This window comes from Castellaniella hirudinis (genome assembly GCF_047468865.1).
Taxonomy (GTDB): Bacteria; Pseudomonadota; Gammaproteobacteria; order Burkholderiales; family Burkholderiaceae_B; genus Castellaniella; species Castellaniella hirudinis_A.
In genome coordinates this window covers 99,545-121,655 of the sequence record NZ_JBLGTV010000007.1, presented here as the reverse complement: position 1 = coordinate 121,655, position 22,111 = coordinate 99,545, and the positions used below count along the sequence as shown (strand labels likewise).

Genomic DNA, 22,111 nt, shown 5'->3' with positions numbered 1-22,111 from the left:
CGGACGCGACACCCGCGAGCGCGCCGGGCGGCCAAGGATTTCCGCGTCAACTGGTAAACTTCGATTCTACCTGTCCTCACGATTCTTCCTGTCTTGAACTCCACCCTGACCACCCAGTTTCCCGCCCTGTGGCGACACCGGCAACTGATCGCCCGCATGGCTTGGCGCGACATCCTCGGGCGCTATCGCGGGTCGGCCGGCGGCCTGGCCTGGTCGCTGTTCACCCCCATCCTGATGCTGGCGGTTTATACCATTGTGTTCAGCGGCATCTTCAAGGCCCGCTGGTCGGCGGATTCGACCTCGCCGCTGGACTATGCCCTGCAGCTTTTCGTGGGCCTGATCATCCACGGGCTGGCGGCCGAATGCTTCAACCGCGCCCCGGTATTGGTGGTCTCCAATGTCAGCTACGTCAAGCGCGTGCTGTTTCCGCTGGATACCCTGCCGGTGGTCAACCTGATTTCGGCGCTGTTTCACGCGGCCATCAGCGTGATTGTCCTGCTGGTGTTCTTCGCCACACTGGAACACCACCTGTATTGGACGGCCCTGTGGCTGCCCGTGGTGCTCTTGCCCTATCTGGTGATGCTGGCGGGCATCAGTTGGCTGCTGGCCGCGCTGGGGGTGTATCTGCGCGACATCGCCCAGTTGATGGGGCTGGTCAGCATGGTGCTGATGTTTTTGTCGCCGGTGTTCTACCCGATTTCCAACCTGCCTGCGCGGTTTCATATTTTCTTTCAGCTCAACCCGCTGACGGTCATCATCGAGCAGGCCCGCGCCGTCATCCTGCATGGCCAGGCGCCGAATTTCACCGCCCTGGGGCTGTACCTGCTGGTGGCCTGCGGGGTGGCCTGGGCGGGGCTGGCGGCCTTCCATAAACTGAAAAAAGGCTTTGCCGATGTGCTCTGATCTTAGCCGGCCGGCCACGCCCACACCCCCCGAAGCCGCCGAAATCGCCATCGACGTGCGCGGGGTGGGCAAGACGTTCCGCCTGTACAAGCGCCCGCAGGATCGCCTGCTGCAGCACTTCAGCCGCCGCCCGCTGTTTCGTGAATTCCACGCCCTGGACGACATCAGCTTCCAGGTGCGGCGCGGCGAAACCATCGGCATCATCGGGCGCAACGGGTCGGGCAAATCCACCCTGTTGCAAATGATCTGCGGCACCCTGACGCCCACCCAGGGCGAGGTCGCGGTGCAAGGCCGCATCGCCGCGCTGCTGGAACTCGGCGCGGGCTTCAACCCCGAATTCACCGGGCGTGAAAACGTCTATCTCAATGCGTCCATCCTGGGCCTGAGCCCCCGCCAGGTGGATGAACGCCTGGACGACATTTTCGCGTTCGCGGACATCGGCGATTTTGTGGATCAGCCGGTCAAAACCTATTCATCGGGCATGTACGTGCGCCTGGCGTTTGCCGTGATCGCCCATGTCAATGCCGATATCCTGGTGATCGACGAGGCCCTGGCGGTGGGCGATGCGCTGTTTACCCAGAAATGCATGCGGTTCCTGCGGAAATTCCGCGAAACCGGCACGATTCTGTTTGTCAGCCACGACAGCAGCGCCGTCACCAACCTGTGCCAGCGGGCCATCTGGCTGGCCGACGGGCAGATCAAGCAGCAAGGCAGCGCCAAGGATGTCTGCGAATCCTATCTGGCCTGGCTGTTCGGCAGCCAGAACCAGCGGCAGGCGGTGCGCGGCAGGCAGACGGAAACCGCCCAGCCCCAACAATGGCGCGACGCCCGCCTGCCGTATCTCAATGCCAGCAATTTGCGCAACGACCTGGAAGTCTTTCGCTTCGACCCCGGGCAGGCCGGCTTCGGCCAGGGCGGGGCGCAGGTGACGGATGTTTTCCTGACCAACCCGGACGGCGAACGCCTGGCCTGGGTGGTGGGCGGCGAAGTCGCCGTGCTGACCATCCATATCGCCATCCATCAGCCGCTGGATCGCCCCATTGTGGGTTTTTACGTCAAAGACCGCCTGGGGCAGACCCTATTTGGCGACAACACCTACCTGAGCACCGCCGACAATCCCGTCGCGGCCACGGTCAGCCAGCAGTTGGTCGCGCATTTCCGGTTTCCCATGCCGCTGCTGCCGGTGGGCGATTATTCAATCGCCGTGGCCGTGGCCGACGGCACCCAGGAAGACCACGTCCAACATCACTGGATTCACGACGCGCTGCTGTTTCGTTCGCAATGCAGCGCGGTATCGGCTGGGTTGGTGGGCATCCCCATGCTGGGGATCGAACTGAAAACCGCCCCGCCCGAACCGGACACCGGGGTTTAAGTCATCCCCACCCTATTTGAATCCGCCGCAAAGGCCCGAGCCATGTCCAGCGCATCACGTTACGACTATCAATTCGACCCCGATGACGACAGCACCCCTGCGCAGATTTGCCGGCTGGTGGGTAGTGAAAAACGGGTACTGGAACTGGGCTGCGCCGCCGGGGCGATGTCGGTGGTGCTGACCCGGCATTATCAGTGCCAGCTGATCGGCCTGGAAGCCGACCCCGCCGCAGCCGAGGCCGCCCGCGCCCAGGGCATCGACGCCCGCGTTGCGGATCTGGAATCCCCCGACTGGGCCGCCGGCCTGGCGGATGCCGCGTTCGACGCCATCCTGGCCGCCGATGTGCTGGAACACCTGCACGACCCCCTGGCCTGCCTGCGGCAGCTGCGCCGGCTGCTGTCCCCCCGGGGGCACCTGATTGTCTCGGTGCCCAACATCGCCCACAGCGGGGTACTGGCGGCATTGCTGTGCGATGCCTTCCCGTACCGCGACACGGGCCTGCTGGATCGCACCCACGTGCATTTTTTCACCCGCGACAGCCTGCGCCAGATGCTGCTGCAGGCCGGGTTTGCCGTCACCCAGGCCAGCACCGCGGACACCGGGCCGCACCACCCGGAATTCGCCGCCTATTGGGATGCCCTGCCCCCGCCCCTGCGCCAGCACCTGGCCGGCAACCCCGCGGGCCGGGCGTACCAGATCATCATGCGGGCGACCCCGTCCGACGCTGTCGCCGACCCCCGGCCCGAGCCGCCGACAGCGGCACAAGCCGCCTGGCTGCGCACCTGGGGGCAGATCCCCTTTGCGGAAATCGACGCCTTGAACGGCCAATTGAATGCGCTGCGCGAGGCCCTGCAAACCGCCGCCACAGAACGCGACCAATTGGCGGAGCGACTGGACGCCATGCAGCGGTCGAGATCCTGGCGCTGGACGGCTTTTCTGCGCCGCGGGCGAGGGTAGTAGCCCGGGGCGGCTTTGGTTCGGGCGTGGCTTCCCGAGTTCGACAGTATGGATTTAATCCATTGATTTAAATGAAAATTTACGTGCCACTACAGCCGCTTAAATATGCTGACCGGATTATAAATATGGGTCATAGTGACATCATCTTCGTAGAAGATAGCGTGAGATGGAAAAAAATCAATTTGTAGTGGGGTGTTTTTAAGCTGGCTCCTTATCAATCAATAAGTTGTAAGCGCAACTGTCGAACTCGAGTGGCTTTGGCTCGGACACGGCTGTGGCCTGGGGATCTACGCGCTTACGATTGACCAGGCGGCGGCAGGTCGCGCACATAGACGCGCCGATACTGCAAAAACGGCTTTTCTATCAGGTAATACGTCAGGCTGGACACCAGCAGCGTGGCGGGCAAGGCGACCAGCAGAGCATTGAGCACCACATTGGCGGCTTCGTCGCCCAGCAGGGGAATCAGCGGGATGTGCTTGGCCACGACGATCACGACAAACATATGCACCACATAGATGGAAAAGCTGAATTCCCCCAGCTTGGCCAGCCACCTTCCCGGCGCCGCCGGCAGGCGAAAACGAAAATACATATAAGACAGCACCAACAGCGCCCAGGCCAGGCCCTCGACCAAAGGCCAGACAATCCACCAGGCGGCATCCATATTGGGCGACCCCCCATGGTGATTGAGCCAGCGGACGGCAAACAACAGCACGCCCAGGGACACGGGCAGCGCCAGCGCGTTTGAAAACCAGCGCCGGCCGCCCCCGGCGCTGTACAGCCAGCCGCAAACGTAGCCGATCAGGAACTGATCCAGGCGGCCAAACAATGTTTCGTATGCCAGGAAACGCACGGAACCGAATTCCAGATAAACCCCGGAACGGACGATCAGCAGCAGCAGCGACAGGCCGACGAAATACTTGACCCCCCAGCGCTGGAAAAACGCATGCAAAAAAGGGAACAGCAGGTAAAAAGAAAACTCGACCGGGATCGTCCAGAGATGGGAAAAATAGGACAACTGGGCGATGGTTTCGGGCCTGAACGCCAGCAGCCAGGCAATGATGTCGAACACGCTGCGGTTTTGCCCCTGGTTGTAGACCATCAAGGTCACCGCCAGGAAAACAGCGAATATATATAGCGGATAAATCCGAATGAATCGGTTATAGACAAACCAGCCATAGCGGACGGTCTTGTGCTGGGCAATCACGGAAAATATAAAGCCGCTGAGTACCATGAACAGGCCAATCCCCACATGCCCTTCATTGACCAGGCTGGCGACCGGGTTGGAAAACACCACATTGCCGACAAAATGATGAAAATAGTGATAGACCAGAACCAGGGCGGCGGCGTAAAACCTGAGATGATCCAGGCGGGGCAGATAGCTTGTATTCAGACTTTTCATTTTCTACGGTGGCTTGTATTAGCTATACGGCGGCTTGATTCGCTACTTACTCACGGCCGCGAAGGGCCGCCAGGGATCGGGTCTTTTTCTTGAGAAGGCTGTATAACTTGAATTCCCCCAGACCATAGGCGGTGGCGGCCAGCATCGAGAACACCAGGGACGCCAGCATCAGCGCATAAAACCCGGGCAGCCAGCCTTGCGCCGCATCAATGAACAAGACAATGATCGGGGCATGCACCAGGTAAATGCCATAAGAGGCATCCCCCACGCGCTCCAGCCAGGGCACGTGCAAATGGCGCACCCCCAGCAGCAAAACCGCGCAAAGCCCCATGGCATACAGCATCCATGCCCCTGCGGATGAAATCGTATAAAGGATCTCGCCCAAGGCGCACAGCACGACCGCGGCCAGCGCCAAGGGCACCGAAGGCAGGCTGCGAACCGCCTGATAGTGCAGGCCCAGCAAGAAGCCAGCAATAAAGAAGATATTATAGGGCGACAGCCAGAGCCACAGCCCGGGCGCCACGACGGACACCTCGGTATACCGCGACACCACCACGATCAACAGCAGCCATGTGACACACAACCGGGTCATCGTCCGCACCGAACAGCGCAGGGCGATCACGCAGGCCACCAGGAAATAAAACCCCAGTTCGTAGGCCAGCGTCCAATACGGGATACGATAGCTGTTATTGAGATCGGCAGGGGCCAGAAAAAAACTGGGCCAGCTGAACGACCATTGATGAACGGGATTGGCCAGCAGCACAGCCGATACCGCGATCGTCAGCCAATAACCGGGGTAAATGCGCTGAAGCCGGTTCCAGAAAAACTGGTTTCCCTGGTAAAGGCAGCCGGCCATGACCAGCCCGGAAATCGTGAAAAACAGATTGACGCCCATCCCGCCGAAGCCAATCCGCAGGTATTGCATATAATCCAGGCCCAGCGCCTGGCAGGCATAATAAATCGCATGCTGCAACACGACGCCAAAGGCGGCAATGGCCCGCAGGCTTTGCAAGCCGCCCAGGCGGGCCTGCTGCAGATCAATGACCCCCGGCATGCCGGAACCCGCCCGCGAACGCGGCGCATCCAATGCACTACCCCGCATGCGTCACGCGACAGCAAGGGATGACAACGGCGATGACGACTGACACGGACGGCATTCCTTCTTGGGTTTGGTGGGTACAGAGCAGCGCATGGGCGCTATTTTATGGGAAAAAGCACAAAGGGAATCGGCGCGCCGTTCATGGTCAACGCATCCGCACGGCACAGGCAGCGGAATTGAACGTCTGATTGCTAAATATCCTGGATGCCCAGGCCTTGGGTGGCGCGGTCAAGGACTGAAAGCGCCAGATTTTGTCGATGCCCAGGTGGATGACGTGTTCAAGGAGTAAGGTGCGTCACCGCGATTGCCTAATGCGCGGCCGGGTTGAATCTTAATAACAAGACTCAACCGGGGCAATACTCCGGCTTTAACAGATTTTGATTCTTGCCTGGATGTCATTCGTTCAGGGGGAGGGTCATTCGGTCAAGGAGTAAGCCATTCGCTCAAGGGGAAGGTCGTAACACGCATACCAGCACGACAATCCATGACATTTTTAGCTGTCAGGATTTTTCCGGGATAGTGGTTTTCCGGGCCGGCACCCACAATGGCTGCACCCTGTTTTGGATGCCCGCCATGTCTTCCCGCCGTCCGCGTTCGGCCCAGCCGCCGTCTGGCTCGTCGTCTTCGTCGTCGCTGTCATCGACCTCGCCATTGCTATCGGCACCGGCGTTGGCGTCGTCATCGGTGTCGCCATCGGTGCCGCCATCACCATCACCATTGCCGTCGTCGTCGGCATCGTCGTCGGCATCGTCGTCGGCATCGTTGTCGGCATCGTTGTCGCCATCACCACCGCCGTCGCCATCACCATCGTCTTTGTCATCATCGCCGCTGCGGCAGCATGACCCCGCCTCGGTTGATCACGCCACACCCCCCGACTCGCCGGAGCCAGACGCCCAGGCCCGCAACGACTACGACAGTCCCTGGAAAGAGGCGCTGGAATTGTTCTTCCCGCAGGCCATCCAGCTGCTGGCCCCGGACTTATACGCGCTGGTCGATTGGTGCGCCCCGATTGAGTTTCTGGACAAGGAATTGCAGGCTATCCGACATGCGGCGGTTCCATCCAAGGGCCGCAAAATGGTGGACAAGCTGGTCAAGGTACGGCTATTGTCCGGGCATCCCGCGTACTTGCAGGTGCATCTGGAAGTCCAGGGACGGCTGGCCACCGAGGCGGATTTTCGGGCGTTTTCCTGGCGCGTCTTCCAGTACCACACGCTGCTGCAGATCCGTGAAATGCGCCGGCAGGGTCTGGCAGCTCCGCCGCCCATCTACAGTCTGGGCATACTGATCGACCAGCCCGGCGCTGGGCAGGCGCCGGTCACGCAGCTGGCCCACCGGGATAAGTACCTGTCGCAAAAGACCGAATTCGTCTTTCCGGTTGTAGAATTAAGGCAATGGGCCAATCGGCTGGACGACTTGGACGCCCTGGCCCCGCACAACCCGTTCGCGGTGTTTGTGATGGCGCAAATCCAGGCGTCCTGCCACCCGGACAAGGCCACGCGGTTGCGGCCCTTGATCGATTTGGTGCGACGCTTGTACGGCTATGGCTACGATCGGAATCGATCCAGGCGTCCCGCCACCCGGACAAGGCCACGCGGTTGCGGCCTTTGGTCGATTTGGTGCGACGCTTGTACGGCTATGGCTACGACCGGGATCGAATTGGTCAACTGGTGCGCCTGGTGGAATGGGTGGTGCGCCTGCCCACCGATCTGGAAACTGATTACTTGCAGGCTGCCCGGCAGCTGGAACAGGAGCATGAAATGAGCTACGTGACGATTGCCGAGCGGGTGTATACCCAGCAGGGGCTGAAGATGGGGATTGAGCAGGGCATCGAGCAAGGCCAGGCCAATCTGTTACTGCGCCAGATCGAACGCCGCTTTGGCGAACAAGCCGCTGACATCCATGAAAAAGTCCGTTCGGCCACCAACGCCCAGTTGGAAGTCTGGTCATTGAATATTCTGGATGCCCAGGTCTTGGAGGATGTGTTCAAAGGGTGTTAACGGCCCCCGAGGGCTGCAAGCCCATGGTAGTCGGCTTTCTCTGGCCCACGATGTAACAAAACCGTCCCAAGCGCCCCCACAACCGGAATTCAAGCCCCCATCATGTTTCCTTCTGAACGCAATCGGAAGGCCATCATGGGAAACCTGGCCGCTAAATATCCTGGATGCACGAACGATGGAAGATGTGCTCAAATAAAACAAACGTTTAGGCGCGATGAGTCGCGCCTAAACGGTTATCCCGCCACCTGCAAGGCCCGCAGAATCGGCAGCTGCTTATCGTGAAATTCCTGCGCCTGACGGGTCAGTTCAGCCAGGTTGTCCTCGGGGCTTTCGATTGTCTTGCCTTCGAGCAACAGCCGCTGGCCCTGGGCCTGCAGAACTTTCCAGGCAAACTGGGCCCAATCGGAGGCCTGTTTGTGGCCGCCTTGGCGCGCCAGCAAAAACAGCTGGCAGAAGCGGCTGACCGCCACGCCGCCCCCAACCACCGGACTGGCCAGAGCCTGGATGTCATTGCCCAACTGGGCGCGGCCAATCAGGTATTGATTCAGCGCGCTACAGCGCTTGTGAACCTGTTTGGCGGCGGCCTCGGTCTGGCAGGGCGTCGCCGCCCCCATCCCCACCAGCACGGTCAGGGCTTCGATCAGCTGCGGCCACGTCAGCGCCGGCGCCTGGGCCGCAAGCTCGGCCAGGGTCTTGGGGCTGTATTGTTTGTCGGCCAGCGCCGCAACCAGCGGAGCGTACAGGGCCTCTTGCATCGTGGCTTCGCCCAGGGGGGTGGTCACCTTGTAAGTAACCGCGTCCGCCGCTTTGAGCAGGGCAAAGCGCATTTCCAGCAGCAGCTGGCGCTGCTCTACAGGCGTCAGACGCCGCGCGCCGCGCATGTACAGGTCTTTGCGGAATTGCTGGCCCACGAAGTAATCCCGCGTCTGCTCACGCAGGATGGGGTGCTCGATGGTGCCCAGAAACGACCGGGCCGGCGCGGTCAGGTTGATGGCATCCACCACATCCAGCGGCACCGCCGTGCCGGCGTAATCCAGCTTGGCGGATTCCAGCGCATCCACCACGTCGGTGAAATACATGCAGTTCCATTCCTGATTGAAATACTCATGGGCCAGGTAATGGCGATTTTGCCCGGCAATGGCTTTCAGCTTGTCTTCCAGGCCGGGCACCTGCCGCAGATAGGCCGGCTTGGCCGCCAACAGGTTTTCAGAAAATTTCAGGGCTTGTTCCACCCGCTCTACCGCGCCGGGGTGGGTGCTGGCAAAACGGTCGTGCAGGGCGAATATCTGTCGCAAGGGATACGCGGGCGACCAGCCCGGAAAACAGTTGTAGCTGACATAGAACACGCCGCCGGGCTTCAGGTGTCGGCGGGCAAATTCCGCGACGACTTTGTGATTGTCGCGGCTGACCCACGTCCAGATGCCATGCAGGCTGATGGAATCGAACTGGGGCAGATCAGGCCGAGCCAGCAGCTGTTCGAAGCTGTCGTCATACAGCCGCGCCCCGCTGCCGGACGCCCGGGCCAGCTGGTTGGCATGGGCGGCCTGCGCCGGGTTGAAATCGGTGCCGACATAGTGTCCCGGCGTGGCCGCCGCATGGATATTGACCGATATACCCTGGCCGAAACCCAGTTCGCAATGCACGGCATCCGGCGTGGCTTGCAGGGCATCGAACCCGCGCAGCAGCAGGCAGAACCGCTGGAATGCCGGACTGATGTCGCGGTAATAGCCGTAGGTATAGCCTACGTCGGTAAAGTAGCCTTGGCTCCAGGATACGCCCATGTCGATTCACTTTGTGTCAGGTGGAAAATGGATGCCTACTTTAAAGCAAATCCTGGAAAAATTGGGGAAATCTCAGGCGTTTTGGCGATCCAACGCAAAAGAGCGGCGCGAAAATGGCGCGCCGCGGGCCGCCGCGCAAGGAATTGAAGAAAAACCAGAAAACCGGCCACTGCGCGCCCTGTCGCGGCGAGGCCGGGCTGATTTTTCAAGGGCATCCCGGGCAACGCCCTGCCCGGCCGGCCAAGAAGGGTTTCCCCTATATTGCGGTTCTTTGCCGAACATGCCAACTTGGCACAAAAATCCGCTTGTTAGACGGCAGGAGATGCGCCATGCGCCCGCAGCCTGGTCCATACAAGACTCTTACCACGCACGATGGCATCAGCGTGCCGTTTTATATCGTCCGCTTCGACAAACAGGGCAAATCCGACGCATCGAATGCCATCGCCGAAATCATCGACAAGGCCAGGACAGCCTCCGATATTTTCTTCTTCGCACACGGATGGAACAACGACTGGTCCTGGGCAACCAAACGGTACGAGTCTTTTTTTGAAGAATATTCAAAGCTGAGACAACAGCACCACTTGACCACGCCCAAGGGATACAAGCCCATGATGGTGGGCGTGTTCTGGCCCAGCGCCGCCCTTGCTTTCGGCGCCTCAGAGCGCGGCCCAACCAACATGACGCTCCAAGACATGGCGGCTCAGGACATGGACGCCGACTACGCCGAAGATCAGTTCCTGAGCGATCTTGAAGAAATCGCCGAAAGCCTGGATGACCGAGACCGAGAGCTCTTCTATGCGCTTGTGCGGGCACCCGATTTCGGCCACGACGAGGCCCGGCAGCTGGCCGAACTCTTGGCAAAAGGGATGTCCGACACCCTGGGGGAACGCGATCATGCCGGAGGGGACGTCAACCCCCAGGTATTGCTGGACAGCTGGGCGCAAGCCACCGGCATCGACATCGGGGGCGGGGGCGGCAACCAGGGCCCGTACCTCATGAACGCGCAGATACAAGGCAAGATCTTCAAGCCACTGGCGCCCCTTCGAAGCATCGCCCGCCTGCTGACCTTCGCCCCCATGAAAGACCGGGCGGGGGTGATCGGCCGCGTCGGCGTCAGCACCGTCCTGCAACAGCTGCTTGACCACAGCCAGGCCAAAATCCATCTGATCGGCCACTCCTACGGCACCAAGGTCATGCTGTCGGCGCTGGGCAACACCGATCCAAAATCCAGGAAAGTCCATTCCGCCCTGTTGCTGCAACCCGCCATCTCTCATCTGGCCTTTGCCGACCGCCTGCCGGGAAAAAGCGGGACAGGCGGCTACTACGGCCTGCCGGATCGGGTCGAGGCCCCCATCTTTTCAACGTTCAGTTCGCAAGACAGCGCGCTGTACCGGTTCTTTCACTGGGGCCTGATCCGCAATGCCGATGTGGGAGAAGTCGACATCCAATGGCTGCTCAACGAACAGCCAAACCGCTATGCCGCCCTGGGCGGCTATGGCCCGCGCCAATCGGGCGAACGGCTGATCCCCTTGCAAACCGCCGCCAAGCCATACCGGCTAGAGCCCCACACCAAAATCTATGGGTTGGACGGCTCGGGCTCCGGACAGATCACGGGCCACGGCGAGGTCATCAACCCCGATACCGCCTGGGCGCTGCATTCTCTTGTCTGGCACGGCAGGCCGCATCCTTGATGCCGGGTGGCGGTTTCGGGTAACGCGGCAGCCGGCTCCCGGCTTTCAACCGAGGGCCAGAGATCACGTGAATCGGTTCACGGAGGCCATCCGGGTCATCGCCAGGGCGGCGTCGCGCATGCACATCGAAGCCCCTTGGGAGACCCGCATGACGACGCTGTACCAAGCCCATGAACAATTCCTTTGCCATTGCCAATCAGCCATCAACCTTTCCTCGCACACACTGCGCGCATACGCCGGCGATCTGAATGATTTCCAGGGTTTTTTTGGCGGCCAAAGCACGCTGGCGGCCATCGGCAAGGAAAATCTGCGCCAGTATATTTTGCACCTGCGCACGCACAGGGCGCTGAAAGAAAGCACCATCAAGCGCCGGATCGCCAGCCTGAAGCTGCTGTTCCGGTGGGCCAGACAGGAAGGCATGCTGGGCGACAACCCATTCGACACGCTGAATGAACGCATCCGCCTGCCAAAAAACCTGCCACGGGCGATGGGCCGGGGCGACGCGTCCCGGCTCAGAAAAGCCATCGCGCTCAAGGGGCACGAGGATTATGACGCCCTCTGCGAAAAAACGGCGGTATGCCTGCTGCTTGAAACAGGCATACGCGTCGGCGAACTTGCCAGCATCCAAATCAACGACGTTTCGCTCATCGACAGCCGGATCAGCATCCACGGCAAAGGCAATCGTCAACGCTTTGCCTACCTGATTTCCATGGCCGCTTACGACAGCCTCCAAAACTATTTGTCCAAGCGCCGGCAATGCGCCGCCAACACCGAACGGCTGTTCATTACCCAAACCGGGCGGGTCATGACGCCCCCCCTGGTGCGCAAGGCGCTGCGCCGAATCACCACACGCGCCGGCATCGAAACCCACATCACGCCCCACATGCTGCGGCACACCTGCGCCACGCAATGGCTGGAAGATGGGCTGGACATCCGCTATGTCCAGAAGCTGCTCGGCCACCACAGCATCTCAACAACGGAAATTTACACACAGGTCACGGATCAAGGACTGCGCAAAGCCTTGTCACGAATCGAGCGGGGGAGGGAATGATAACTAGGAATTATGGGCCGAGAACTGTTCGACCGGGAATTGGAAACAAAAGAGATACTGCGGATTCTCAGAGAAAATCCGTATCGCCCTGTCACTGTGCTCGGGAACTCTGGGGTCGGAAAGAGTGTGCTGGTGAAAAAATGCCTCAACGAGGCATCGCTGAACACAATCTTTTTCTCGTTCAAACCAAAAAATCCGAATCAAAACACATCCTTATCCTCTTTTCTTGTCGATCTGAAAAAACGAAACAACCCGTTTTCTCTGGAAAGAAATCTCAGAGTCGGGATTGATAAGATTGGGCTTGGAATCCCCTCTTTGCTTGGGGCTTATTTTAAAGTTGTTCCAGGCGCAATTGATGAAAATTATTGCGAATCACTTTTCAAATGCCTGTTTCAGGCCGGCTACCGCGCCTTGTGCATAGAAAACATCGAACTTTGCCGAGACCCCGCCGATATCCAGGTGCTGTGCGCACTGGGCAATCTGGCCAGCCAAAATATAAGAATCATCTTTGAGGTCGGGACTTTGGAAAAAATAAGCCATGAAATCAGGCATATATCCAAGGCGCAGATACACCGGGGAATCTTCGAGCTATCCGAGTTCGACAGGGAAAAAACCCTGGAATTTCACCGTTTCTTGCATCATGCCGAACCCCCGCCCGATCTTTTCAAGCGCACCCATGGTCTGCCGCTTGCCGTTGAATACCAGGCATCCGTGGATGCAGACGAATTCAATCTAAGCTGGGTCGATAAAAAGCTGAAAGAATTGGATCAGAGCTGCTGGGAAATGGCGTATATCCTGAGCAGTCTCGAAGAACCGTGTCCCGTGTCATATTTTTCTAAGGTTTATGAAAAAAGCGATTTCGAATCCGTCTTCATGCGTCTTTTAAGATCGAACATATGCAAGGAAAACGAGGCCGGAATAATGTTCTGCCATCCCTCCTTCCGCCTTGTGGTGCGCCGAAACCCAAGTGCACACATGGATCGGAAAATTCTTCTTAAAACCCTGACTCACCTTGAGTCTTTGTCTGATCAGTCGATTGAGCATTCTCTTTCGGTCGTCCGGGTTGCGCAAAAACTGAATAACGAGGATGCCGTGACATTTCATGGACTGCGTGGTCTGGTTAACGCATACCGTAACCAGAATGCGGCGGAAATCTTTCACTTTGCCGACGCTTTGCTGAGTAAGGGGAAATTGTCCGTTCGCCAGGAGCGCATTGTCAAAATGGTGGAAATCCAGGCGCTTAATCAACTCATGCGATCGGATGTGGCGGTGGCCAAGCTGGATGCCGCCGAGGAATTATTGTCCGGCGATCCGCGAACCGTGGTTTTGCGGGCCATGGCATTGCACCAATGCAATGATGCCGAGACATCCAATGCCCTGATCGACGGCTGTCTGTCCGATCTCGACCCCCGTTCCGCTGTGGTTGCGCTGGCGATAAAAATTGCCAATGACATCAAGCTCGACCACAAGGAACAGGCCTGGGTTTTTTTCGAGGATGCCGTCGCCCGGGCGGCCAGATTCGGGTTTGCCGATCTTTCCGAGGAATTGGCACGGCTCAATGCCAAGTTGGTTTCACCGCCAGAACTGGCCATCGAAAGAATGCGGGATCACTTGGCCCAGCCTGCGGCGACAGGGGTTGGCCAGGCGCGTCTTGCCCACAACCTTGGCGTACAGGAAATGCTGATTTCCGATGGGGTGGAGGGCGTCGGACGTCTGCAAGCAGCCCAGGAAATTTTTCAACGCGACAATCCGGTCTCTGTCACGTATTCCGCTGTGTGTCTTGCCGTCGCGGATGTTGCGCGCGGTGAAATTGATCAGGCCATCGAGCGGCTGGTGGATGCGCAGTGCCTCTGTCGAGAGCAGTATGATCGTTTTGGGATGCTGAATAATCTAGGCTGTTGCTTCATGCTTGTCGGCAATCATGAAAAAGCAAAAAATGCGCTGGAGGAAGCCGGAAAAATACTGATGGCATCTCCGATCCCGCTTGGGGATCGCCTGCTGCATAATTGTCTTTATGAAAACATGGCATTGGTTTACTTGAAATTGGGCAGGTTTACCACCGCCCACGAAAAAATCGAACGGGTCGTTCCTTTGCAATTCGCGCGCCGGTTGGCAGAAAGGGAAGCGCGGCATTCGGCCATCAAAGCCGCCATCACGCGGCGTGATCAGGCCATAGGCCTTGAGAAAAAGGATTATGACAAGGCTGCGTGGTTATACACAAGATTTCTGCCCAATCTCATGACACTCAGCTTTTACGACTATCCGTTTCACGTGATCTCTCAAGACGAAGTGGTTTCCCTGCAATCCACTTGCCATTAGCTTGTCTGGCGGCGCCAGCTTTGCCGCACCAGGGCGGAAAACATCGCCTGAGGGCTTCCCTTCAAGGCTGTGCATGCCAGCTCGAAACTTCTCCCCACAAGAAAGGCCCCTGTGTTGACGTCAATGGGATAAGGCACTCCTTCTTCGGATTCGCGGATATCCAGGCGGACATAATCCCGAATCCCCAGCGCCGCCACTACCTGCAGTGCGAGCGCTGAAATATGCGCGGCTTCGCACTGTCTTAAATGGTAGCACCCCGCATGCGGGCTTCTGTCCTTGGCCGCTGTGGTCAGGTAAGGGGTATCCATGACCTTTTCGTACACGACCGTATTCCATGCCTGGGTTTCAAAACACCAGACAGAATATTCCCGGCCTGCCGCATATTCTTCCACCAGAACGGGCCCCAAGCCGCCATCGAGCAAATGACGGGCTTTGGCGAAGGCCTCTTGATGAGACACCGCAATCGGGCTTGCCACTGCAAAGCCGGCATTGTTTCCATAGGTGGCTACTTTGACGAAAAGAGGCGGCGCGAGTTGCTCAATCCGGTGGCGCTCATCCTGCGCTCCCTGCCGGACTACGGCCCCGGGCAGACAGCGTATTCCATTCGTTTCCAGCACCGCCCGCCAGTGATGCTTGTTCTGGCAGAGACCCTGGACATACGTGCTTGATCCGAATGTCGGGATTTTCAGGATTTTACCGAATGAGGGGATCAATGATCCGCAGAAGACAGTCAGCCCATCCGTGACATTCCATAGCATCGACATGGGATGGCGCTTGAGAGTCGAAACGATTTCTTTCTGGGAAACCGACATCAGAGGCAGGTGAACAGCTTCCATCCCATTGGCCGACACCAGCCTGGCGGCCAGCTCGATATCGGCCTTGGGGGCGAGACAGCGGGCTGCCTCGGCTGCCAGGGGCAGCGTTGATGCCTGCGTCCAGTCGTGCCTGTCTTCATAGCACAGCACTATGGTTTTGGGGAGCGATAGGGGCACCATAATTCCTAGTTATCAAATTAAATCGACCAACCGCGCTGGGCGACCGCCAAGCGATGCACATCTATTGCAGAATAAGCATCGGATGGCATACACGGCGTTTCACCCCTCCGCCAGCCACTGCTGCGGATGGGCGGCCTGATCGTAGGCAGGGTCGTCTGGAAACAGGCCGTTTTCGTCGGCCCACAGGATTTGCAGGACGCGGATGTGCGCGCCAAAGCGGCTGCTGGCCTGGGCGACGCGCTGGGCCAGCACGAAGGGCGTGGTGGCATCCACGAGGCGCACAGGGAGGCGCACGGCGTCACCCGGCGCGTCGATCGGCCCGCTTGGCGTATCGCCCCGGGCCTTGAGATAAGCCACGACATCACCGATCACATCCATGGCCAGGCTGTGATCCAGCGCCCCGGTCAGGATGAGTTCCGGCAACGAGGAGCGGGCCAGGCCGATGGTGTGGATGAACCATTCGGCCTTCGGCATATCGTCATCGGCCACCACCAGATGGGTGTATTCGTGCCATTTCAGCTTGTCTTCCAGAAACCCTTGCAGTTTCTGGCGGTTACGTTCGGATTCGGTCATGGGCATAGCGAGCCTCTTGGGGGGGGGTCAGCCCATGCCGGGGACGGTATTGGAAAACCCGCAATCCACATGCAGGATTTCGCCGGTGACGCCGGCGGCCAGGTCGGACAACAGGAAGGCGGCGGCGTTGCCGACGTCTTCGATGGTGACGTTGCGGCCCAGGGGGGATTGGGCCTCGACGAATTTGAGCATGTTGGAGAAGTCCCGGATGCCGCTGGCGGCCAGGGTCTTGATGGGGCCGGCGGAAATGCCATTGGCGCGCAGACCTTGCTTGCCCAGGGACTTGGCCAGGTAGCGCACACTGGCCTCCAGGGAGGCCTTGGCCAAGCCCATCATGTTGTAGTTGGGGATGGCTTTTTCAGCCCCCAGGTAGGTCAGCGTCAGCACCGAGCCCTGGCGGCCCTGCAGCAGGGGCAAAGCGGCCTTGGCCAGGGCGGGAAAGCTGTAGGCGGAAATATCGTGCGCCACGCGGAAATTTTCACGCGTCATGCCGTCCAGAAAGTCGCCTTCCAGGGCGTCGCGTGGGGCGAAACCGATGGAATGCACCAGGCCGTCCAGGCCGTCCCAGTGCTGGCCCAGGGCGTCGATGGCGGTGCTGATCTGGGCATCGTCGCTGACGTCGCAGGGGATGACGATGTCGCTGCCGAGGTCTTGGGCAAAGCCGCGCACGCGGGATTCAAAGCGTTCGCCCACGTAGGTCAGGGCGATGTCGGCCCCCTGGGCGCGGCAGGCATGCGCAATGCCATAGGCGATGGAGCGATTGGACAGGACGCCCGTGATCAGAATGCGTTTACCGGAGAGAAAGCCCATGATAAGTGTCCTTTATATGTAATTTAGCGATTTTTGGTTTGTTTTCGTGGCCGGATACCTGCCGCTATGGGAACGGCACGCACAAACGGTAGGCCCGCGCCGCCCTGCGGACGCAAGGCGCCCGGGCCGGTGCAGCGGCGGCATGTGCGCCGAAGGTGGTCTGCCATGGCGACTAGCCCTGGGCGCCGGGCACGCGCAGGCGTTTCCCGGTGGACAGGGCGGAGCCCTTGAGGTTGTTCAGTTGACGCAGGGTATCCACAGAGGTGTTATAGCGCTTTGCCAAGGCATAGAGGGTATCGCCCCGGCGCACGGTGTGGGTGCGGACAGGGGCGGCGCCGGACGGGGCGGCCTGGTGTGCCACGCGGGCGGGCGGGGTGGCGACCCGCGCCGCGGCGGCGGTAGCCGTAACGCCGCCAGACTGACCGGGGATGACGACCCGGCGCACCAGGTGCGGGCTGCCGGCCCGGCCGCCGCCAGGCTGGGCGGCGGCCGTGACGCGGCGGATGACGCGGCGGTCCCCGGCCTCGCCCGGCGCGACCTGGACGATGCGGATATCGCTGGCGGCATCCGGGGCCACGCGGCGGTCGCCGGCCGCCGCCGACCCATACGAGGCCAGCCGGAAGCCGCTGTCGGCGGGCAGGTTGTCCATGGGGATCAGCAAGGCGGCGGCGGTCGCCTTGGTTTGCTTGCGGCCCAGGTTGTTGGCCTGGCGCAGCTGATCCAGCGTGATGCCGTAGGTCTTGGCGATACCCGCCAGGGACTGGCCGCGCTTGGGGTGCACCACCTGCCAGGAAGACAGCCGGCCGGTATAGGCTTTCAGGTTGTCGTTGAAGATGTCGACCTTGTCCAGCGGCAGGTGCAGGGCGGGCTGGTGTTCGGCCAGCATCATGGGGCGGTTGTAGGCGGGGTTCAGCGCCTGGAAGTCTTCCAGCGGCATTTCGGCCAGGGCGGCTGCCACGGCGATGTCCATGTCGCGCGATTTATGCACGGTGGTGAAATATGGGGTATTGCTGACCACGGGCAGCGTGATGCCGTATTTTTCGGGCCGGGCGATGATGTTTTTGATGGCCTGCAGTTTGGGGACGTAGTTGCTGGTTTCGTCCGGCATCGCCAACTGGGTGTAGATGGGTTCCAGGCCGTTGTTCTGGGCCTTGTCCATGGCGCGCTTGACCGCCCCTTCGCCCCAGTTGTAAGACGCCAGGGCCAAGTACCAGTCGCCCTGGAAATCATACAGGTAGCTGAGGTAATCCAGCGCGGCCTGGGTGGAGGCCACGGGATCGCGGCGCTGGTCGCGCCACCAGTCCTGCTGCAGGTTGTAGTGCAGGCCGGTGCTGGGGATGAACTGCCACAGGCCGGACGCCTGCGAACGCGACAGCGCGTTGGGGTTATAAGCGGATTCGATGAATGGCAGCAGGGCAAGTTCAGTCGGCAGGCCCCGGCGGTTGAGCTCGTCGACGATGTAATACAGGTATTTGCCGGCGCGTTGGCTCATGATGAGCACGGATTGCGGATGGCTGGCGTAATAATCCGTCCAGTGGTCGACCTTGTCGCTGCGCAGGTTGGGGATGGCGAAACCGCGCCGGATGCGATCCCACATATCGCGTGGGGGATGGGTCAGGTCGACCGTGCGGGAGGTATCGGCGGCCACGTAGGGCTGGCTGTCGGCGCGGGATGACGGGCTGGGCCCGGTGGCACAGCCCGCCAGGACGGACAGCGCCAACGGCAGCAGGTATCGCAGGATTTTCATGGGTGGATTTTATTCATCATTTTGCCGAACGTGTAGCGCGGAGACAGCCCCAGGCACACACGGGCCGCCATCAAGCGGTGTTTTTCCACTGCCGCAGGCAGGCGAACACCGCCTGCGGGGTATCCAGCGCGGCGCCGGCATGCCGGCGGACGGCCGCCTGGATGTCCGGGTGGCCGGCGCGCAAGAATGGATTGGTCTGCTGCTCCAGCCCCAGGCGCGACGGCACGGTGGGCAGCCCCCGGGCCCGCAGCCGGGCGGTATCCTGGGCGCGGGCCTGCAATGCGGCATTGTCGGGGTCTACCTGCAGGGCCCAGCGGATATTGGCGGCCGTGTATTCGTGCGCGCAACACACCAGCGTGTCTGGCGGCAGATGGCTGATTTTACCCAGGGATTGCAGCATTTGGGCAGGGGTGCCTTCGAACAGGCGGCCACAGCCGGCGGCAAACAAGGTGTCGCCGCAAAAAACCACGGGCTGGGCGGCGGTACCGGCATGCGCTGCGCCGGACGCGTCGACACCGTCATCCGGCGGCTGGCCGACGCCCGCCGCCAGCGCCGGGTGGGCCGAGGCGGCGATGTCCAGTTGGCCGACATACGCCACGTGGCCGGCGGTGTGGCCCGGGACATCCAGCACGTCGAACCGCAGCCCGCTGCCGGGCAGGTGGAAGGCATCCCCTTGCGACACAGGGACGTCGCAATGCGGGATTTTTTCATCGCGCGGGCCATAGACGCGGGCGCCGGTTTGTTGGTGTAATGCCAGCACGCCGCCGACGTGGTCGTGGTGATGGTGGGTGACGAGAATGGCTTCGAGGATAATGCCGGGAGGCAGATGCGCCAACACCGGGGCCGCATCGCCGGGGTCCACGACCACGGCATGGCCGTTTTTTTGTACCATCCAGATGTAGTTATCGGAAAACGCCGGGATGGGGGTCAGGGAAGCGGTCGGGATGGCGGTGGGGACGGGTGGTTTCATGGTTAAGGAGCAACGGTGGCACCGCAGCGCGCAATGCCTATAGCACTGGCCGAATGGCTGGACACCCCGATGGGACAATACGTGCGCGCCTGGGAACAACGCCAGGTGGATGCGATGGTCGGGAATGCCTTCGGCTATCATGCCATACAAATCGGCCTGCCGCATTGGGACTTGCTGCGGGCGAATCGCATTCCGTACAAAACCTGGGCGCACAGCCCGGAGGCGCCATATGGCACGCGTGCCGGCCGCCTGATCTGCGAACCCGAACAATTGCCCTTCGATACGCAAAGCGTCGATCTGATGGTGATGCCGCACACGCTGGAATGGTGCGTCGACCCGCACGCCGTGCTGCGCGAGGTCGAGCGGGTGCTGATGCCGGAAGGCCGGGTGGTCATGACGGGGTTCAACCCCTACAGTCTGTGGGGGTTGCGCGAGTCCCTGCCCGGGCTGGCCTTGCAACTGCCGGTGCCGGTGCCGTCGCAGGTGTCCCCCGCCCGGTTGAAGGATTGGTTCAAGCTGCTGTCTTTCGAGCTGGATCGGGGCCGTTTCGGCTGCTACGTCCCGCTGTGCGCCACAGCGGCGTGGCTGCAGCGCTGGCAGTTCATGGAACATGCGGGCGACCGCTGGTGGCCCGCCGGGGGCGCGGTGTATGCCATCGCCGCCGTCAAGCGGGTCAGCGGCATGCGGCTGGTGGGCCCGGCATGGCGCAAATCAAAGCGCCGCCGGGTACGTCGCGCAGCGGCGGTGCCCGTGGCCGGCGGGTAAAAGCCCCGCGCCAACCGCTGTTTTCATCGGCACCGCCAGGCGGTCTGGCAAAATCCGCCCGCCTGCCGGCGGCACGGCCCACCCTGACTTGTTTTGATAGGATTTTCAATGACTGAACCTGTAGTGGATATCTGGACGGACGGCGCCTGCAAGGGCAACCCCGGGCCAGGCGGCTGGGGCGCGTTGCTGCGCCAGGGGCCCCACGAAAAAACCTTGCACGGCGGCGAAACGCTGACGACCAACAACCGCATGGAACTGATGGCGGTGATCCAGGCGCTGCGGGCCTTGAAGCGCCGCTGCGTGGTCACGGTGCATACGGATTCGGTGTACGTGCAAAAAGGCATGACGCAATGGCTGCCCAACTGGAAGCAGCGCAACTGGCGCACGGCGGACAAGAAACCCGTCAAGAACGCGGATTTATGGCAAGACCTGGATGCCTTGGCCGCGGCGCATGAACTACACTGGCGCTGGGTCAAGGGGCATGCGGGCGACCCGGGCAACGAACGCGCCGACGCGCTGGCCAACCAGGGGGTCGAAGCCTTCATGGGGAAATAAAGACACCGAGGCAGCGCGGTTCCGCCCGCTGCGCCAGGCCCCCTGCCCTCGCCCGACCCATTTCCGCCTGTTTTGTTTTGAAAGTGACTGCCATGCGCCAAATCGTTCTGGATACTGAAACCACCGGGCTGGAGCCCGAAAAAGGCCACCGCGTGGTGGAACTGGCCTGTGTGGAAATCATGAACCGTCAGGTCACGGATCAGCATCTGCACCTGTACCTGAACCCGGATCGCGACAGCGACCCCGAGGCGCTGCAGGTGCATGGGCTGACGACGGAATTCCTGTCGGACAAGCCGCGCTTTGCCGACGTGGCCCAGCAACTGGTGGATTTTGTGCGCGATGCCGAGGTCATCATCCACAATGCGGCGTTCGACGTGAAGTTCCTGAATGCGGAACTGAAACGCGCCAAACGGCCGCCGTTTACGGATTTATGCGCCCAGATCACGGATTCGTTGATGGTGGCGCGTGAAATGTTCCCCGGCAAGCGCAACAACCTGGATGCGCTGTGCGACCGTTTCGGGATTTCCAACGCGCACCGCACGCTGCACGGGGCGCTGCTGGATTCAGAGCTGCTGGGCGAAGTCTGGCTGGCGATGACGCGCGGCCAGAATTCCCTGCTGGGCGGCGACACCGACGACGATGCCGACAAGCGGACGGGCGCGGTGCGGCTGGGCAGCACCGCAGCGCGGTTCGACGCGTCGAGCCTGCCCGTGGCGCCGGTCAGCGCGGCGGATCTGGCCGCCCACGAAGCCTACCTGGACGGCCTGGACAAAGCCGTCGGGGGCCGCTGCCTATGGCGGGAAAAAAATCATGTATAATGGCGATCTTTCCAGTCGGCTGTCTTGCGTTTCTTGCGCTGATTCTAACAGCATCCCGATTGGGCGGTTAGCTCAGTGGTAGAGCACTGCCTTCACACGGCAGGGGTCACAAGTTCGAACCTTGTACCGCCCACCAGAAATCCTCAATAAAATCAAAACTTAAAGGTCAGACCGAAAAACAGGGTTTGGCCTGTTTGCTTTTTTAGCCAGAAAAGGGCTTGAAAATTGGCTGAAAGGAGGTAGCTAAAACTGGCACTATACACAGCACCAGAAAGGCCCAGAATAGCAACCCTACCCACAGGCGTCGTC

General features: G+C 60.6%; 21 protein-coding genes and 1 tRNA gene. 14 read left to right on the top strand and 8 right to left on the bottom strand.

Annotation, left to right across the window (positions count from 1 at the left end):
* The first annotated feature begins 93 nt into the window (after nucleotides 1-93).
* The 3 genes from ACMHYJ_RS10745 to ACMHYJ_RS10735 are packed head-to-tail and all read left to right on the top strand — an operon-like array spanning nucleotide 94 to nucleotide 3,232.
* Nucleotides 94-903, top strand: coding sequence for an ABC transporter permease (locus ACMHYJ_RS10745; RefSeq protein WP_414246167.1), 810 nt, complete (start codon nucleotides 94-96; stop codon nucleotides 901-903).
* Nucleotides 893-2,275: an ABC transporter ATP-binding protein gene (locus tag ACMHYJ_RS10740; protein ID WP_414246166.1), complete on the top strand. Its 1,383-nt coding sequence runs from the start codon at nucleotides 893-895 to the stop codon at nucleotides 2,273-2,275. The genes ACMHYJ_RS10745 and ACMHYJ_RS10740 overlap by 11 nt, the downstream gene beginning before the upstream one ends.
* 42 nt (nucleotides 2,276-2,317) lie before the next feature.
* Nucleotides 2,318-3,232, top strand: coding sequence for a class I SAM-dependent methyltransferase (locus tag ACMHYJ_RS10735; protein ID WP_414246165.1), 915 nt, complete (start codon nucleotides 2,318-2,320; stop codon nucleotides 3,230-3,232).
* Nucleotides 3,233-3,527: 295 nt separating this feature from the next.
* On the opposite strand, the gene ACMHYJ_RS10730 is transcribed toward ACMHYJ_RS10735, so the two are convergent.
* Together ACMHYJ_RS10730 and ACMHYJ_RS10725 are read right to left on the bottom strand one after the other, a co-directional pair.
* Nucleotides 3,528-4,631, bottom strand: a complete 1,104-nt coding sequence (locus ACMHYJ_RS10730; RefSeq protein WP_414246164.1) for an acyltransferase family protein — start codon at nucleotides 4,629-4,631, stop codon at nucleotides 3,528-3,530.
* Nucleotides 4,632-4,677: 46 nt separating this feature from the next.
* Complete coding sequence (locus ACMHYJ_RS10725; RefSeq protein WP_414246163.1) at nucleotides 4,678-5,733, bottom strand: acyltransferase family protein; 1,056 nt, start codon at nucleotides 5,731-5,733, stop codon at nucleotides 4,678-4,680.
* An 88-nt stretch (nucleotides 5,734-5,821) separates the two neighbouring features.
* On the opposite strand from ACMHYJ_RS10725, the gene ACMHYJ_RS10720 reads away from it, so the two are divergent.
* From ACMHYJ_RS10720 to ACMHYJ_RS10705, 4 genes are all read left to right on the top strand, one after another.
* The gene (locus ACMHYJ_RS10720; RefSeq protein ID WP_414246162.1) at nucleotides 5,822-6,019 is read left to right on the top strand and encodes a hypothetical protein; all 198 of its coding nucleotides are present in this window, start codon (nucleotides 5,822-5,824) and stop codon (nucleotides 6,017-6,019) included.
* A gap of 271 nt (nucleotides 6,020-6,290) precedes the next feature.
* Nucleotides 6,291-6,572 (top strand): hypothetical protein, encoded by a 282-nt coding sequence (locus ACMHYJ_RS10715; RefSeq protein WP_414246161.1) that lies wholly within the window; start codon nucleotides 6,291-6,293, stop codon nucleotides 6,570-6,572.
* The gene (locus ACMHYJ_RS10710; protein WP_414246160.1) at nucleotides 6,544-7,491 is read left to right on the top strand and encodes a hypothetical protein; all 948 of its coding nucleotides are present in this window, start codon (nucleotides 6,544-6,546) and stop codon (nucleotides 7,489-7,491) included. Before ACMHYJ_RS10715 ends, ACMHYJ_RS10710 begins: the two co-directional genes overlap by 29 nt.
* Nucleotides 7,488-7,727, top strand: coding sequence for a DUF4351 domain-containing protein (locus tag ACMHYJ_RS10705; protein ID WP_414246159.1), 240 nt, complete (start codon nucleotides 7,488-7,490; stop codon nucleotides 7,725-7,727). Before ACMHYJ_RS10710 ends, ACMHYJ_RS10705 begins: the two co-directional genes overlap by 4 nt.
* Nucleotides 7,728-7,960: 233 nt before the next feature.
* Here ACMHYJ_RS10705 and ACMHYJ_RS10700 read toward each other — a convergent pair whose 3' ends face one another.
* Nucleotides 7,961-9,508 carry a class I SAM-dependent methyltransferase gene (locus ACMHYJ_RS10700; RefSeq protein ID WP_414246158.1) on the bottom strand — a complete coding sequence of 516 codons (1,548 nt, stop codon included), beginning with the start codon at nucleotides 9,506-9,508 and terminating at the stop codon, nucleotides 7,961-7,963.
* A 329-nt stretch (nucleotides 9,509-9,837) separates the two neighbouring features.
* Here ACMHYJ_RS10700 and ACMHYJ_RS10695 point away from each other — a divergent pair, with 329 nt between their 5' ends.
* The 3 genes from ACMHYJ_RS10695 (at nucleotide 9,838) to ACMHYJ_RS10685 (ending at nucleotide 14,569) form a co-directional block, all read left to right on the top strand.
* Nucleotides 9,838-11,199 (top strand): hypothetical protein, encoded by a 1,362-nt coding sequence (locus ACMHYJ_RS10695; protein ID WP_414246157.1) that lies wholly within the window; start codon nucleotides 9,838-9,840, stop codon nucleotides 11,197-11,199.
* A gap of 67 nt (nucleotides 11,200-11,266) precedes the next feature.
* The gene (locus ACMHYJ_RS10690; protein WP_414246156.1) at nucleotides 11,267-12,250 is read left to right on the top strand and encodes a tyrosine-type recombinase/integrase; all 984 of its coding nucleotides are present in this window, start codon (nucleotides 11,267-11,269) and stop codon (nucleotides 12,248-12,250) included.
* Nucleotides 12,251-12,262: 12 nt separating this feature from the next.
* Entirely contained in the window at nucleotides 12,263-14,569 is a 2,307-nt protein-coding gene (locus tag ACMHYJ_RS10685; RefSeq protein ID WP_414246155.1) for a hypothetical protein, read from the top strand.
* On the opposite strand, the gene ACMHYJ_RS10680 is transcribed toward ACMHYJ_RS10685, so the two are convergent.
* The 5 genes from ACMHYJ_RS10680 to ACMHYJ_RS10660 form a co-directional block, all read right to left on the bottom strand.
* On the bottom strand, nucleotides 14,566-15,564 hold the full coding sequence (locus tag ACMHYJ_RS10680; protein WP_414246154.1) for a hypothetical protein: 999 nt from the start codon (nucleotides 15,562-15,564) through the stop codon (nucleotides 14,566-14,568). The genes ACMHYJ_RS10685 and ACMHYJ_RS10680 overlap by 4 nt on opposite strands.
* Before the next feature lie 99 nt (nucleotides 15,565-15,663).
* Entirely contained in the window at nucleotides 15,664-16,137 is a 474-nt protein-coding gene (locus tag ACMHYJ_RS10675) for a DUF4262 domain-containing protein (RefSeq protein WP_414246153.1), read from the bottom strand.
* Between the two features lie 27 nt (nucleotides 16,138-16,164).
* Nucleotides 16,165-16,947, bottom strand: coding sequence for an enoyl-ACP reductase FabI (gene fabI / locus ACMHYJ_RS10670; RefSeq protein WP_414246152.1), 783 nt, complete (start codon nucleotides 16,945-16,947; stop codon nucleotides 16,165-16,167).
* Nucleotides 16,948-17,119: 172 nt separating this feature from the next.
* On the bottom strand, nucleotides 17,120-18,694 hold the full coding sequence (locus ACMHYJ_RS10665; protein ID WP_414246151.1) for a transglycosylase SLT domain-containing protein: 1,575 nt from the start codon (nucleotides 18,692-18,694) through the stop codon (nucleotides 17,120-17,122).
* Nucleotides 18,695-18,764: 70 nt separating this feature from the next.
* Complete coding sequence (locus ACMHYJ_RS10660; RefSeq protein WP_414246150.1) at nucleotides 18,765-19,664, bottom strand: hydroxyacylglutathione hydrolase; 900 nt, start codon at nucleotides 19,662-19,664, stop codon at nucleotides 18,765-18,767.
* 15 nt (nucleotides 19,665-19,679) lie between these two features.
* Between ACMHYJ_RS10660 and ACMHYJ_RS10655 the strand changes: the two genes are divergently transcribed.
* The 4 genes from ACMHYJ_RS10655 (at nucleotide 19,680) to ACMHYJ_RS10640 (ending at nucleotide 21,938) form a co-directional block, all read left to right on the top strand.
* On the top strand, nucleotides 19,680-20,429 hold the full coding sequence (locus tag ACMHYJ_RS10655; RefSeq protein WP_414246149.1) for a class I SAM-dependent methyltransferase: 750 nt from the start codon (nucleotides 19,680-19,682) through the stop codon (nucleotides 20,427-20,429).
* 108 nt (nucleotides 20,430-20,537) lie between these two features.
* Complete coding sequence (rnhA, locus tag ACMHYJ_RS10650) at nucleotides 20,538-20,984, top strand: ribonuclease HI (protein WP_414246148.1); 447 nt, start codon at nucleotides 20,538-20,540, stop codon at nucleotides 20,982-20,984.
* Nucleotides 20,985-21,076: 92 nt separating this feature from the next.
* Complete coding sequence (gene dnaQ, locus ACMHYJ_RS10645) at nucleotides 21,077-21,802, top strand: DNA polymerase III subunit epsilon (RefSeq protein WP_414246147.1); 726 nt, start codon at nucleotides 21,077-21,079, stop codon at nucleotides 21,800-21,802.
* A 61-nt stretch (nucleotides 21,803-21,863) separates the two neighbouring features.
* A tRNA-Val gene (locus ACMHYJ_RS10640) sits at nucleotides 21,864-21,938 on the top strand.
* The last annotated feature ends 173 nt before the right edge of the window (nucleotides 21,939-22,111 follow it).